This window comes from Curtobacterium poinsettiae (assembly GCF_025677645.1).
GTDB classification, from domain to species: Bacteria; Actinomycetota; Actinomycetes; order Actinomycetales; family Microbacteriaceae; genus Curtobacterium; species Curtobacterium poinsettiae_A.
This window is the reverse complement of record NZ_CP106879.1, coordinates 1,686,392-1,700,350: the sequence shown is the minus strand read 5'-3', so window position 1 is coordinate 1,700,350 and position 13,959 is coordinate 1,686,392. Positions and strand designations below refer to the sequence as shown.

Here is a 13,959-nt window from a genome sequence, read left to right as displayed (position 1 = left end):
ACCGGTGTTCACGCTCCGAACACACGCATGACGCGGTTCAGAGTGCGAACACCGGTGCTTTGCTGTCCGGGCAGCGCCGGACGCGCCCGCGCTAGCCGCCGAGCGCCTCGGTCAGCAGCGCGGCCATCGCGTCGAGCTGGATGTCACCGGAGTCGACGACCTCTTCGTCCGAGCCGTCGAGCGCGCGGGCGGCCAGGGACGCCTTCGAGTCGATGAGCTCGGCGATCTTGGTGTCGATCGTCTGCGCGGCGATGATGCGCCACGCGGTGACGGGCTCCTCCTGCCCGATGCGGTGCACGCGGTCGATCGCCTGGGTCTGCTCGGCGCTCGTCCACGACAGCTCGGCGAGCACGACGTTCGACGACACCTGCAGGTTCAGACCGACACCGGCCGCGGTCAGCGAGCAGACGATGACCGCGACGTCGGGATCGTTCACGAACGAGTCGATCTCGGCCGTGCGCTGCGTCGGGGTCTGGTCGCCGCGGATCGTGGCGGTGCGCAGGCCACGACGGGCGAACACCTCTTCCGCCTGGTCCATCACGTCGAGGTGCTTCGCGAAGAACACGACCTTGCCGACGTTCGAGGCGAGCTGTGCCGCGTAGTCGGCCGCGAGCTGGGCCTTGGCCCGGCCGATGCGGCGGACCATCGAGAACACGTTCTCGCCGGTCGACGAGGCGTCCTGGTCCTCGAGCTCCCAGCGCGCGACCTGGCGGACCAGCTTGTGGTCGATGCCGACGACCGGGTCCTGCCCGGTGCGGGCGTCGAGCGCCTGGTGGTAGCGACGGACGAGCTTCGCCGTGAGCTCGCGCTCGGCGTCGCGGATGGAGCGACCCTCGTCACCGTCGAGCTCGACGGGGATGTCGGCGATCCGGCGGGCGGGGATGTCGGCGGCGACGTCGACCTTGCGGCGTCGGACGATGCCCTGGTCGATGACGGCACGGCGGGCCTCGACGAAGAACCCGGGGTCGGCCGGCGTCAGGCCGATCTCCTCGAGCTCGTTCATGAGCTTCGCGCGCGGCTTCTTGTCGTCGATCCAGCCGAGGTACTCCCAGATGGTGCGGAAGTCCTCGACCGAGTTGATCAGCGGGGTACCGGTCAGCGCCATGAGCAGCGGTGCGGCGGTGCGCTGCCGGATGCGCTCGGCGATCTGCAGCACGAACCGGGCGCGCTGGGAGTCCTTGTTCTTGATGAAGTGCGCCTCGTCGACGACCATCCCCTTGAACCCGAAGTTGCCGAGCCACCCGGCGTGCCGGTCGAGGATCTCGTAGTTCACGATGACGATGTCGGCGAACCCGTCGAGGTCGTTGCCGTCACCGTGGATCACCGTGGCGCGGTGGTTCGGCACCCAGCGTTCGGCCTCACGCGCCCAGTTCGTCTTGACGACGTTCGGCACGACGACGAGCAACGGGAACGCGTTCGCGGCATCGGCGGCGAGCAGCGACTGTGCGGTCTTGCCGAGACCGGGCTCGTCGGCGAGCAGGAACGTGCGGTGCCCCTGCGCCGCGGCGGCGACGAGCTCCGCCTGGTGCTTCATGAGCGTGGTGCCCGAGCGCGAGTGCAGCGTCGTGGGCTCCGGCAGCGGCATCGTCGCCGCTCCCCCGCCCGCGCCGTACTCGAACGACTTGAACAGCGGCCCGAACAGTTCCCAGTTCGCCAGGCGACGCGGGTGGGCGACGGGCTGGTCGGCGAGGGCGAAGTCCGGCGGCATGAACGGGTTCGCCAGCTGGCGCTGCACGACCGCCTGCGGCACGACGGCCCGCACCGGGGTCTCGACCACCGCGGCCGGCTCGGAGGCGATGACGAGGTCCTCCGGCTGCAGTTCCATGCCGCCGGCGATCATCATGTCGCGCTTGACCGCACGAGTCGCCTCGGACACCTGCACCTCTTCGGCGAGGAGCTGGATGACGCTGGTGTCGCGCGCCGCCGTCTTCGCCAGGATCGTGGCCACGCCGTCGAGCCGCTTGAGCTGCTCGGCGCGCTGCGCGTCGGTGAGCTCCGTGTCGGCCTTCACCCGCGCGCGCTCTTCGCGCATGAGCAGGGCGACGGCCTGGAACTTCGACCGGTTCGATGCCTTGAGCGGTCCGCGCTGTGCCGCGGCCTCGACCTCGCGCACAGCGCGGGCGAGGACGGGGATGACGCCGTCGTTGTCCAGCGGCCTGGTGCGACGTGACGCGGTCCGCGTCCCGCCAGCAGCACGCCGGGTGCCTGATCGAGCCAACGCTCCTCCTGTTCCGCCCACACGTCGGGGCGATCCGCCCGTGGGGCGGGAAGTCCTGCACCGGCGCCTGGCGCGGCTCCGGTTCGGCTGCGGGCCACCGTGGCCCACCGCATCGCCGGTCCCCGCTTCGGGACGTCCGGTGGACTCCCGCGAGCCGTTCCACACGGGCACCTGCCGGGAGCAGGTTCGGACGGTCCGCGCCGGGATCCGGCGTCGTCACACGCACGTGATGCCCCCTCGGGGCGGTCACGGCCCGATCCCCGCGTCGATCAAGTGATCGACGGCCGCGTCCGGAATCGACGCGGCACGCGGGAACGCGGTGCGTGCGCGCTCAGTTTACTCCCGGACCACCGACAGAGGCGACCGGCGCGTTGCCCGCGCGCGTCGCGACGGCGGACGGGAGGCCCGTGGCGGGCCGGACCCGCGCCTCCAGTCCGTCCTTCGGTCGCGTCTCAGACCTGCGGTGCGGACCGCGGGCGGGTCGAACCACCGGTCGGGAGGCTCGGGGCCGCGTCCGCCAGGGCGGCCTGCGTCGCGGCGAGGAGCTGCTGGGCGGTCTGGATCCCGTTGGCGGAGCCGGTGGTCGCCTGGCCGCCGGCGTGGGCGAGCAGCTGGGCGCCGATGGCGGGTCCGATGCGGTCGGCCTCGCGCGGGTTGCGCGCGACCCAGTCGCGGGCGATCGCGTCGGCGAGGCGCTCGGCGGCGGCACCGCGCTCGGCATCCCCGCGGGACCGGTGCCAGAGCCCAGTGACGACGAGGTGGGCGACGACGGCGCCGACGTCACGGACCGGGAAGCCCCAACCCGCGGTGTCGATGTCGAGCAGCCCGGAGATGCGCCACGGCTCGTCCTCGTCGACGAAGACCTGCTCCAGGTGCAGGTCGCCGTGCACGACCTGCTTGGTCGAGCTCGACCAGCCGATGGAGCGGCGACCGATGGCGTCGTACAGGCGGTCGATCTCCTCGGCGTCGCGCGGCAGGGCGGCGATGAGCGTGCGACGGTGCCAGTCCGCGTGGTCCATCGCGTCGGCGCGGGCCTGCTGGGTCATCGGGACGCTGGCGACCCGGCCGCTCAGCGCGGCGAGCGACGCCACGAAGCGGGGGTCGTCGGCGATGTCGAGGATGCGGCTGCCGGCGGGCACGCCGCGGATGCGCTCGAGCACGAGCAGGCCGTCGCCTCGACTGGACAGCACACGCGGCACCGGCAGACCGGCCGCGACGAACTGCTCGTGCGACTGCACGATCGGTGCGACGCGGTGCGGACGGACGATCTTCAGGAACAGCGTGCGCTCCGGGGCGTCGACGCGCACGACCGCGCGCTTGCCGGGCCGGTACGCCGCCACGGTGAGCACGGGGTCGGTGACGGGCATGCCGAGCGTGGTCAGCAGCTCGGCGACGGCATCGCGGTAGGTGACCTGCGGCAGCACCGGCAGGCCGGGGTCGTTCGGGTACGCCCACACCGACACCGGCTCGCCCGTCGCCGGGTCGGTGACGATCGCGCTGTTCTGGTCGTGGGTGCCGCCGGTGTCGACGTAGGTCAGCACCGTGGCGCGCTGGCCGTTGCGGTCCACCGTGTCGACCTCGTAGCCGTACAGATACCCGTTGCCCGAGGGCTCGACGGAGTGCGCCCGCGCGGCCACCACCGAGGTCCCGGAGCCGGCGAAGGCCTGCGGGATGACGCGCTCATGGTTGGGCCACACGACATCAGTCAACCGTGTCGCGCGGGTTTCGTCGCGTTCGTGCACGGCTCGGCGCGGGGCCGGTGGCTACCGTGGTCGGTGTGAACCCGGTCGCGCGCCTCCGCAGCTCCAGTCGCACGCCGTTCCTGCAGGTCGTGAAGACCGCCGTCGCGGTGGTCGCCGCCGTGCTCCTCTGCCGCCTGGTCATCCAGGGGCCGTTCCCCACCTTCGCGGCGATCGCTGCCCTGCTCGTGGTGCAGCCGAGCATCAACCAGTCGTTCGTGAAGGGGCTCGAGCGGAGCGCCGGCGTCGTGATCGGCGTCGTGCTGGCCACCGGGTTCCACCTGCTGCTCGGCGACGGCGTGTTCGTCGTGCTGCTCGTCATCGTGCTCGCGATCCTCATCGCCTGGGCGCTCCGGCTCACCCCGACCTCGGCCACCCAGGTGGGGATCAGCGGGATGCTCGTGCTCACCGCCGGGGTCGTGACGCCGAACTACTCCGCCGACCGGATCCTCGAGACCGTGATCGGTGCGGTCGTCGCCCTGGTCGTGAACGCGCTCATCGTGCCGCCCGTGCTGCTCGAACCGGCGCACCTCGCCGTCGCCCGGCTCGCCCGCGACACCGCGGTGGCGTTCGAGCGGATCGCGATCGGCCTGACCGAAGGGTGGGACCGCGAGCGATGGGACGAGGCGCTCGTCGCCGCCCGTGCACTGCGGCAGCAGCACGCCAAGGCCGAGGCGTCCCTGGGGTCGGCGCGCGAGTCCCTGACCATGAACCCGCGCGGCGGCCGGCACCGGACGATCCTCGACCGCGACGTGGTGACCACCGACCACCTGCGCGTCCTGGTGACCCGTGTCACCGGGATGACCCGGGCGATCCGCGACAACACCGCACCGGACCTGCGCGACGACCCGGTGGTGCACGGCATCGCGACCGAGGTGGCACGGATCGGTGCGGACGTCCGGACCCTCGGTGCGCGGGTCGAGTCGACTCGGCTCGACCCGGTGGCCGGGGTCGGCCGGGTGGACGCCGTCGCCTTCGGATCGGACGCCGAGCCGTGGGCGGAGGCCTCGGAGCCGGCGCTCACCGCGCCGCTCGAGGTGGTGCGGCCGAACTCCCGGCACTGGGTGCTCATCGGCGCGCTGCTCGAGGACATCCGACGGGTGCGTGGCGAGCTGCTCGGCGAGGACGACTAGTCAGGCCGCTCCAGCGCGCTGCGCAGGCCGCTCGGTCCGCGTCAGCGCGCTGCGCAGGCCGCTCGGTCCGCTCCAGCGCGCTGCGCAGGCCGCTCGGTCCGCTCCAGCGCGCTGCGCAGGCCGCTCGGTCCACGTCAGCGCGCTGCGCAGGCCGCTCGGTCCGCTTCAGCGCGCTGCGCAGGCCGCTCGGTCCGCTTCAGCGCGCTGCGCAGGCCGCTTCCGACGCTGTCCGGACGACGTCCGACCAGATCACCGCGGTCGGCACGACGTCGGTCGCGGTCGCACCCGGGATGCCGGCGTCGGCGTACCGGCTGATCTCGGCGACGACGGCCTCGGTGCCGACCTCGCGTGCAGCACGGCTCGCCACGTCCGGCACGGCCGTCCGCAGTTCCGCGACCACGCGGTCGCGCGGTGCGTCCTCCAGCTGCGCGAGCGCGCCGATGCCCTTCCACGCGGCGTCCAGTTCGGCGCGGAGGCGCACGATGGCCGGGTGGTCGATCGAGTCGTTCATGATCCCCCAGTGCGGGCGGCGCATCGGGTCGCGCTGTCCGCTGCCGGAGCCTAGCAACGAAGCAAGCGGCACTCACGTCCCTAGAACGTGGGACAGACCGTTCTGCCTCGTCCTGTGACGAGATTCAGCGAGTCGGGCCCGGAGAACGGCCCTCCGCGGCGGTTCGATGCCACGATGGGTCCGAGGAGGTCCACTATGCGGCTGTTGGTGGTCGAGGACGACGACGAGATGCGTGCCCTGATGGAACGCGGACTCGCGGCTGAGGGGTACCGGGTCACGGCGGTCGAGAACGGTGTCGAGGCGCTCATCGCCCTCGGCGAGCAGGCGTTCGACCTGGCGGTCGTGGACGTGATGATGCCCGGGATGTCCGGCTTCGAGCTCGCCCGGCGGATCCGTGAGCGCGAGGACCCCGTGCGGATCCTGCTCGTGACCGCGCGTGATGCCGTCGACGACCGCGTGTTCGGGCTCGACGCGGGCGCGGACGACTACCTCACCAAGCCCTTCGCCTTCGCCGAGCTCACCGCCCGGCTGCGTGCGCTCGGCCGTCGCGAGTCCGCCGGGGCGCCCCGCACGATCGAGGTCGGGGACGTCTCCATCGACTCCGAGGCCCGCCGGATCTCGATCAAGGGACAGCGCGTCGCCGTGAGCCCCACCGAGTTCGCCCTGCTCCGCCTGCTCGCCCGCTCCGCCGGCAGTGTCGTCGACCGCCCGAAGATACTCGAAGAGGTCTGGGACGGTTCGCAGCACGTCGACCCGAACGTGGTCGAGCAGTACATCTCGTACCTCCGCAAGAAGCTCACCGCGCACGAGGCAACCGTCGCCATCGCCACGGTCCGCGGTCGCGGGTACCGCCTGGATCTGCTCGGGGCGTGAACGGGGCCGATGCCCCACGATCGGACCGCCGACGCGGCGGTCCGATCCGGCCGCTGCGTCGGCTGTCGCTGCGCGCCCGGATCACGATCGGCTCGACGGCGATCGCCGCGATCGTCATCCTGCTGCTCGTCCTGGTGATGCGCTTCCAGGTGGTGAGCGTCGTCGCGAGCGCGACCCGCACCCTGCTCGACGCCGATGCCGACCCGTACGTCGCCACGCTCGAGGTCGACAGCGACCCCGACCTCTCGCCGCCGGGCAACGCGCAGCTCGTCGCCGTCGTGTCCCCGTCCGGCGAGATCGTGCTGTCGACGATGCCCGATCGTGTCGAGCAGGCGCTCGGCAGTCTGCGGTCTACCCCGGCCGGCACCTCGATCATCACGGCATCCGGCTCGGCGTACCGCGTCGTGGTGGAGCACCCCGTCAACGAGGCCGGCCGCTGGACCGTCGTCGCCGCCCGCAACTCGCAGGCCGAGGCCATCGTCGTCGACGACCTCACGACGACCCTGTCGCTGACCGGCCTGGCCATCCTGCTCGCCTTCGGTGTCGCGTCCTGGGTGCTCGCGACCACCGCGCTGCGCCCGGTGAACCGGATGCGCCGCGAGGCTGAACGGCTCTCCGTCGCCCCGGAGCGTGCCGAACTGCCGGTGGGCCCCGCCCAGGACGAGCTGGCGTCCCTGGCGACCACGCTCAACGCCTTCCTCGCGCGGACCCGGCAGGCGACCGAGCGTGAACGCCAGATGGTGTCGGACGCCAGCCACGAGCTCCGGACGCCCCTGGCGATCCTGACGACCCAGCTCGACCTCGCCTCGCTCGACGGCAACGACGCCGCCGCCCTCGCCGCCCACATCGAACGCGCGAAGCACAGCGTCGCGCGGTTGTCTCGGCTGGCGAACGACCTGCTCGCCCTGTCACGGATCGAGGAGTCGGAGCGCCGCGAACAGGACGGCGACCGGCGCCCCGAGACCGCGTGGTCGGACCTCGGCGACGAGGTGATGGCCGCGGTCGACCGCGTCCGGCTCATCGCGTCGGCGAAGGACGTCACCGTCGACTTCGACCTCGAGCCGCCCGTCGCCGTCGGCGGTTCCGGCCCGGGCATCGGTGGCGGCACCGTCGAACCGCGGTACCGGATCGACACGGGCGGGATGGCCCAGCTCGTCACGAACATCGCGGGCAACGCCGTGGCCGCGCTCCCCCGCGGCGGCGGCATCTTCGTGTCCTGGCGGAGCACCGGCGGCGAGGGCGTGCTGCAGATCACCGACGACGGCCCCGGCGTGCCCGAGTCCTTCATCCCGGTGGCGTTCGACCGCTTCACCCGTCCGGACGAGGCCCGGACGTCCCGCCCGAACCCGGACCCGTCGACCGGTGCCGGCGCCCTGCCCGGCGGCTCGGGGCTGGGACTCGCGATCGTGCGTGCGGTGGCGGAACGGGCGGGAGGCACGGCGTCGCTCCGCAACGTGCCCGCCGGTGGACTCGAGGTCACGATCAGCCTGCCCGAGGTGCGCTGAGCACGACCGCCCACACGCACGACCGCTCGCCCGCGCACGACCGCTCACTGGAAGTCCCGCGAGCGGGTGCGGACGGACAGCGACAGGTGCTCGATGCGGTCCGCCACCAGGTTGACCACCCCGTCGGGCGAGCGCTCGAGGATGCCCCGGACGATCACCGCCGGGGACTCCCGCGCCACCCGGCGGAAGCGTCCCCAGACCCCGACGCTGCAGATGACGTTGACCAGCCCGGTCTCGTCCTCGACGTTCAGGAACGTGATGCCGGAGGCCGTCGCCGGACGCTGCCGGTGCGTCACGATCCCGCCGACCTCGACCCGTCGTCCGGTCTCGGCGGTCGCGGTGTCCTGCACGCTGAGCACCCGGCGGGCGGCGAGGCGGTCGCGCACGTGCCGGACGGGGTGGTCGTCGGTCGTCATGCCCGTCGACCACATGTCGGCGATGAGCACGTCCCCGCTCGTCATCTGCCCGAACAGCGGCGGCTGCACGAACACCTGCGTGTCCGGCAACTGGTCCGGACGCTCGGCGGCCGCCTGGGCAGCCGACCACATCGCACCGCGGCGGTCGATGTCGAAGGGGGCGAAGGCGTCGGCCGCGGCGAGGGCCTCGAGCTGCGGCGTGGTGAGTCCGACCCGCCGGGCCAGGTCCGACATGTCGTGGAAGGGGCCGTTCGCGTCCCGCTCCGCGACGATCTTCTCGGCGCTCTTCCGGCTGAGCGACGCGACCTCGGCGAGCCCGAGCCGCACGGCGAAGGCACCGTCGCGCCGGTGGCTCGCGGTGTCGTCGGGGAGCGCCTTGTCGAAGGGCAGCACCGGGGGCTGCTCGGTGGCCAGGCACGCGTCGTCACCGGCCGGAGCGTCCCCGTCCGGCAGCGGTTCGAGTGTGGCGTCGACACCGGACCGCAGGATGTCCGGTCGCAGCACGCGGACGCCGTGCCGTCGGGCGTCGGCGACCAGGGTCTGCGGTGAGTAGAACCCCATCGGCTGCGCCCGGAGCAGCGCCGCCAGGAACGCCCCGGGGTAGTGCAGCCGCATCCACGCGCTCGCGTAGACGATGAGGGCGAAGCTGATCGAGTGGCTCTCCGCGAAGCCGAAGTTCGCGAAGGCCTGGATCTTCGCGTAGATCGCGTCGGCGTCCGCGCCGTGGATGCCGTTGTCCGCCATCCCCGTGTAGAGCTTGTCGCGCAGCCGGTCGATCTTCTCGTGCCCGCGCTTGGACCCCATCGCCCGTCGCAGCAGGTCGGCGTCGTCACCGGAGCAGTTGCCGACCGCGATCGCCATCTGCATGAGCTGTTCCTGGAACAGCGGGACCCCGAGGGTGCGTTCGAGCACGGGTTCGAGCGCCGGGTGCATGTACGTGATCGGTTCCTCACCCGTGCGCCGGCGGATGTACGGGTGCACCGCGCCGCCCTGGATGGGCCCGGGTCGGACGAGTGCGACCTCGATCACCAGGTCGTAGAACCGCCGCGGGAGCAGTCGGGGCAGGGTGCCCATCTGCGCGCGGGACTCCACCTGGAACACCCCGATCGTGTCCGCGCGGCAGAGCTGGTCGTAGACCCCCTGTTCCTCCTTCGGGATGGAGTGCATCTCCCAGCGCTCCCCACAGTGCTCTGCCGCCAGGTCGAACGAGTACTGCAGGGCAGCGAGCATGCCGAGGCCGAGCATGTCGAACTTCACGAGCCCCATGTAGGCGCAGTCGTCCTTGTCCCACTGCAGCACGGTGCGGCCGTCCATCCGGGCGTGCTCGATCGGCACGACCTCGCCCACCGGGCGGTCGGTCAGCACCATGCCGCCGGAGTGGATGCCGAGGTGCCGCGGGAACCCGAGGACGTCGCTCGCGAGTCCGACGACCGCCGGTGGGATGTCGTGGTCCTGGCTCTCGGTCACCGAGCCCCACCGCTCGACCTGCTTCGACCAGGCGTCCTGTTGCCCGGGGCTGTGGCCGAGCGCCTTCGCCATGTCACGCACCGCACCCTTGGGGCGGTAGGTGATGACGTTCGCGACCTGGGCGGCGTTGTGCCGGCCGTACTTGGCGTACACGTACTGGATCACCTCTTCGCGGCGGTCCGAGTCGAAGTCGACGTCGATGTCGGGTTCCTCGTCGCGCATCGCCGACAGGAACCGCTCGAACGGCAGCCCGTACCGGATCGAGTCCACCGCGGTGATCTCGAGCAGGTAGCAGACCGCCGAGTTCGCCGCCGAGCCCCGCCCCTGGCAGAGGATGCCCCGACCGCGGGCGTACTGCACCATGTCGCGCACGATCAGGAAGTACCCCGGGAAGTTCTTCTCCTCGATCACGGACAGCTCACGCTCGATGCGCTCCCGCTTGCGGGGGTCGACGCCGTCGGCACTGCCGGGGTAGAACCGCCGGGCACCCGTCCACGTCAGCTCGCGGAGCCACGACATCGCGGTGTGTCCGTCCGGGACGTCGAGGTCGGGCAGCCCGGGCTGCACGGTCTTCAGCCGGAACCCGAGCTCGTCGGCGAGCTCCACGGTCCGCTCGATCGCGCCGGGGTAGCGCCCGAACCGTCTGGCCATCTCGGCACCGGAGCGCAGGTGGGCGGTGTCCGCGGCCGGCAGCCAGCCGTCGATCTCGTCGAGGCTGCGGCGGGCGCGCACCGCCGCCAGCGCGGTCGCCACCGGGAACCGGTCGGGGGTGGCGTAGTGCACGTTGCCGGTGGCGACCAGGGGCAGCGCGTGCTTCGCGGCGAGGGCGGCCAGGGCGTCGTTGCGGGCGCTGTCGAGCGGGTCGCCGTGGTCGAGCAGCTCCACGACGACGTTGCGGCTGCCGAACCGGTCGAGCAGCACCCGGAGCGCGGTCTCGGCGGCGGACTCGCCACCCTGCTCGAGGGCTTGCCGTACGGAGCCCTTCCGGCACCCGGTCAGGACCCGCCAGTGCCCGTCCGCCCGCGCGGCGAGGTCGTCGAGGTCGTACTGCGGGCTGCCCTTCTCGGACCCGGCGGCCAGGTGCGCGCTCGTCACCGCGCCGGCGAGCCGGTGGTAGCCGTCCTGGCCGTCGGCGAGCAGGAGCAGGTGCGAACCCTCGGGGTCGGGCACACCGTTCTGCGGTTCGGTCAGCCCCAGGGACAGTTCGGTGCCGAAGACGGTGCCGACCTGCGGGTACGACTCGGCGACCTCGGCCATCCGGGCGGCCCCGTAGAAGCCGTCGTGGTCGGTGAGCGCGAGGGCGTGCAGTCGGAGCCGAGCAGCTTCTTCGAACAGGTGCTCGGGCTGACTGGCGCCGTCGAGGAAGCTGAAGGCCGAGTGCGCGTGCAGTTCGGCGTACGCCACCACGGGCCCGCCGTCGGTGTCGAGCGGTGACGGGACGTACGGCTCGCGCTTCCGCGACCACGCCGGGCTGTCGCCGCCGTCGCCGTCGTGCGCCGTGCCCGGGCTCCGCTTGTCGGACAGCGCGCGCTCGAACTGCGACCACGGGATGGGTGGGTTGCTGTAGCCCATCAGGTCACGCTCCTGTCGGTGGTCGGGGTCACGTCGCGATCGCCTCGGCCCACCAGCGGTGGTCCGCCAGCACCAGGTACCAGGCACGCCCCTCGGCGTCGACGAGCTGCAGCCGGTGCAGACGTCGGCCGCCGGACTCCCACCACCGGACGACGAGCGGCCACGGACCCGCCCAGGCCGTCACGGCCGAGAAGCCGCCGCCCCGGTCGCCCTCGGCACGGAACCGTTCGGGTGCTCCGGACAGCACGCCACGCTCGTCGACGTCGACGATCGCACCACCGACGGCGACGACGTCGACCGGTCGGGGGCGCTCGAGCACGGTGGCGGGGGCGGGCCGGGCAGCTTGCCGGGCCACGGGCGGTCGCGGACGGTCGCCAGGGCTCGCTCACCACCGGCGGGTGCGTCGCCCCACGGCACGAGCACCACGCGCTCGGACAGGGTGCGGCCCCCACCGATGCGCGGACTCACCACACCGTCGTGGCCGACCATGCCCTGGATCCGCGCGAGGCCGTGGTGCACGCGCTCGTCCGGGCCGGAGCCCCACAGCCCGCGTTCGTGGTTCGCCATGTCGTCGACGGCGACCGGCTCGAGCACGACCGAGGTGACCGGCGCCTCGAGCCCGCTGGGGTCCACCCCACCGGCGAGCTGCCACCGCACCCGGTCGACCACGTCGGCGGCGTCGAACCAGCGCGGGTGCGCCCAGGTCCGTTCGAGCAGGATGTCGCGCTCGTCGACGATCCCCACTCGGATGGTCGTCGCCACGAGCCCCGCGGCCCGGAGTCGCTCGGCGAAGTCGTCGGCGGATCGCCGGAACGCGAACGCGATCTGGTCGGCACGGTCCAGCGGGGGTTCGAACGACGCCTCGACCCGGAGTTCCGGCGGGATCTCCCGCGCCGCGATCTCGCGGGGGTCACGGCCCCCGGCCAACCGGTGCAGGAACGCCCCGGCCACGCCGAAGCGGTCTCGCACCTGTTCGTCGCCGAGTGCCGCGAAGTCGCCGAGCGTGGTGATGCCGAGCCGGTCGAGCACCGTCGTGAGGTCGGGGTCGCCGAGCACGCCGAGCGGCAGGTGTGCGAGGAAGTCCGCCGATCCCCCGACGGGCACGAGCCGCACCCGCTCGCCGGGACGCACCGGACGGGCCCGGGCGGCCTGGTCCGCCGCGAACGGGGTGTCGGCCACCCCGGCCCGCACCGCGGGGGCGCCGTGGTCGGCCGCGATGCCGGCAAGGGTCGCCGCCGCCGCGCGCTCCCCGCCGTAGTACCGGGCCGGCCCGCGGGCGCGGAGCGCGAGGGTGCCCGGCCGCAGGACCTCGACCCCGGGGACCGCCGCCTCGACCGCACGGATGACGGGCTCGAACGCGCGGTGGTCGAGGGCGTCGTCGTAGGGCTGCACGAGGAGGTCGGGGCACCGCGCCTGCGCCTCACGCACGCGGAGCCCCCGCACGACACCCTGCTCACGCGCGGACGCGGAGCTCGCGAACACGAGTCCCTTGGCGGTCAGGGCGAGGGGCTGCTCCGGCGGGGTGCCACCGGCCCGAGCCGCCGCGATGACCGGCCAGTCCGGGCACCAGAGCACGATCGTCCGGGTCGGGGGTGGTTCGGGCAGCGCCGCTCCCCGCGTGATCGCGTCGGTCCGGACGCGCCCGGAGGCGATCACGACGCCACCGCCACGGGCCGCAGCACGCGGGTGTCCCCGGAGCCCACCGTCGGCACCGGTGTGGCGGCCCGGACCGCTCCGTCGGCCGCTGGCAGGAGCAGCTCGGCGGTCGCCGGACGCACCGCGCCGGCACGCCCGGTCGCGGTCACGGTGGCCCGGCGCTCCGTCAGGTGGCCGTGGCCCTGACCGATGCCGCTCCACGTCGAGGACGTGACCCGCAGCGTGACGTCCGCCCCGGGCCAGGAGCCGAGCGCGACGAGTGCGCCACCACGCTGTCGCAGCCGGGCCGACAGCCGTGCCACGTCGCCCGGCACGACCCGGCCGAGCGGTCGGGTGAGGACGATCTGGGCGACGTCGGCCATCGCCGCCGTCACGGCGAGCCACTGGTCACCGGGATCGGGGACGAGCACGAGCCGTTCGAGGTCGATCCCGGCGGCGGCGGCGGCTTCGATCCCGAAGGACGGCACCCCGACGACCGCACACCACGCTCCGGCCGCCGAGGCCGCCTGCAGCATCGTGATCGCGAGCAGCACCGACTCGGGGACCGCGTACGTGCCACCGACCCGGATCGCGCCGCCGGGCAGCAGGGGCTCGAGCGCCGGGGCCGTGGGGAGCCCGGCGGTGTCGACCCGGGTGGACTCCATGTCGGCCACCCGGGACCGCAGGGACGTGATGCGGTCGAGCGCGGCCCGGGCATCGCTCAGGTGGTCCGTCCCCCGGCGCGCACCACCACTGCCCGCACCGCTGCCGCCGCGTGCGGCACCGCTCCGCCCGCCCCGGTCCGGGGTGGGCGACCGGAGTGCCGCCGCCGTCTGCATGCCCTCATATTCGAACATGTGTTCGATGATGTCAATCGCGTCCGACATCCG

10 protein-coding genes are annotated in these 13,959 nt (G+C 73.1%); 3 read left to right on the top strand and 7 right to left on the bottom strand.

Going from position 1 to position 13,959, the window contains the following annotated elements; all coding sequences use genetic code 11:
- Positions 1–91: 91 nt before the first annotated feature.
- Both OE229_RS08255 and OE229_RS08250 read right to left on the bottom strand, forming a co-directional pair.
- Positions 92–2,218, bottom strand: a complete 2,127-nt coding sequence (locus tag OE229_RS08255) for a DEAD/DEAH box helicase (RefSeq protein WP_209133412.1) — start codon at positions 2,216–2,218, stop codon at positions 92–94.
- A gap of 452 nt (positions 2,219–2,670) precedes the next feature.
- A complete protein-coding gene (locus tag OE229_RS08250; RefSeq protein ID WP_262137382.1) occupies positions 2,671–3,915 on the bottom strand; it encodes an aminoglycoside phosphotransferase family protein in 1,245 nt (414 codons plus the stop codon).
- An 80-nt stretch (positions 3,916–3,995) separates the two neighbouring features.
- Here OE229_RS08250 and OE229_RS08245 point away from each other — a divergent pair, with 80 nt between their 5' ends.
- Positions 3,996–5,090, top strand: coding sequence for an FUSC family protein (locus OE229_RS08245; protein ID WP_259581054.1), 1,095 nt, complete (start codon positions 3,996–3,998; stop codon positions 5,088–5,090).
- A 196-nt stretch (positions 5,091–5,286) separates the two neighbouring features.
- Here OE229_RS08245 and OE229_RS08240 read toward each other — a convergent pair whose 3' ends face one another.
- A complete protein-coding gene (locus OE229_RS08240; RefSeq protein WP_027464726.1) occupies positions 5,287–5,625 on the bottom strand; it encodes a hypothetical protein in 339 nt (112 codons plus the stop codon).
- Between the two features lie 171 nt (positions 5,626–5,796).
- On the opposite strand from OE229_RS08240, the gene OE229_RS08235 reads away from it, so the two are divergent.
- Both OE229_RS08235 and OE229_RS08230 read left to right on the top strand, forming a co-directional pair.
- Complete coding sequence (locus OE229_RS08235; protein ID WP_017885962.1) at positions 5,797–6,474, top strand: response regulator transcription factor; 678 nt, start codon at positions 5,797–5,799, stop codon at positions 6,472–6,474.
- Positions 6,471–7,979 carry a sensor histidine kinase gene (locus OE229_RS08230; protein ID WP_182064810.1) on the top strand — a complete coding sequence of 503 codons (1,509 nt, stop codon included), beginning with the start codon at positions 6,471–6,473 and terminating at the stop codon, positions 7,977–7,979. The genes OE229_RS08235 and OE229_RS08230 overlap by 4 nt, the downstream gene beginning before the upstream one ends.
- Before the next feature lie 44 nt (positions 7,980–8,023).
- On the opposite strand, the gene OE229_RS08225 is transcribed toward OE229_RS08230, so the two are convergent.
- Genes OE229_RS08225 through OE229_RS08215 form a run of 4 tightly spaced genes read right to left on the bottom strand, consistent with a single transcriptional unit; the run spans position 8,024 to position 13,956 of the window.
- Positions 8,024–11,434: an error-prone DNA polymerase gene (locus OE229_RS08225; RefSeq protein ID WP_262137380.1), complete on the bottom strand. Its 3,411-nt coding sequence runs from the start codon at positions 11,432–11,434 to the stop codon at positions 8,024–8,026.
- Positions 11,435–11,462: 28 nt separating this feature from the next.
- A complete protein-coding gene (locus OE229_RS18065; protein ID WP_317853268.1) occupies positions 11,463–11,618 on the bottom strand; it encodes a hypothetical protein in 156 nt (51 codons plus the stop codon).
- The gene (locus OE229_RS08220; protein ID WP_317853267.1) at positions 11,615–13,090 is read right to left on the bottom strand and encodes a DNA polymerase Y family protein; all 1,476 of its coding nucleotides are present in this window, start codon (positions 13,088–13,090) and stop codon (positions 11,615–11,617) included. The genes OE229_RS18065 and OE229_RS08220 overlap by 4 nt, the downstream gene beginning before the upstream one ends.
- On the bottom strand, positions 13,087–13,956 hold the full coding sequence (locus OE229_RS08215; RefSeq protein ID WP_262137376.1) for a hypothetical protein: 870 nt from the start codon (positions 13,954–13,956) through the stop codon (positions 13,087–13,089). Before OE229_RS08215 ends, OE229_RS08220 begins: the two co-directional genes overlap by 4 nt.
- Positions 13,957–13,959 lie beyond the last annotated feature (3 nt).

Excerpts from the sequence above, each read along its gene's own strand:
- OE229_RS08240 (WP_027464726.1), bottom strand. The coding sequence starts at position 5,625 with ATGCGCCGCCCGCACTGGGGGATCATGAACGACTCGATCGACCACCCG.
- OE229_RS08235 (WP_017885962.1), top strand. The coding sequence starts at position 5,797 with ATGCGGCTGTTGGTGGTCGAGGACGACGACGAGATGCGTGCCCTGATG.
- OE229_RS08225 (WP_262137380.1), bottom strand. The coding sequence starts at position 11,434 with ATGGGCTACAGCAACCCACCCATCCCGTGGTCGCAGTTCGAGCGCGCG.
- OE229_RS08215 (WP_262137376.1), bottom strand. The coding sequence starts at position 13,956 with ATGTCGGACGCGATTGACATCATCGAACACATGTTCGAATATGAGGGC.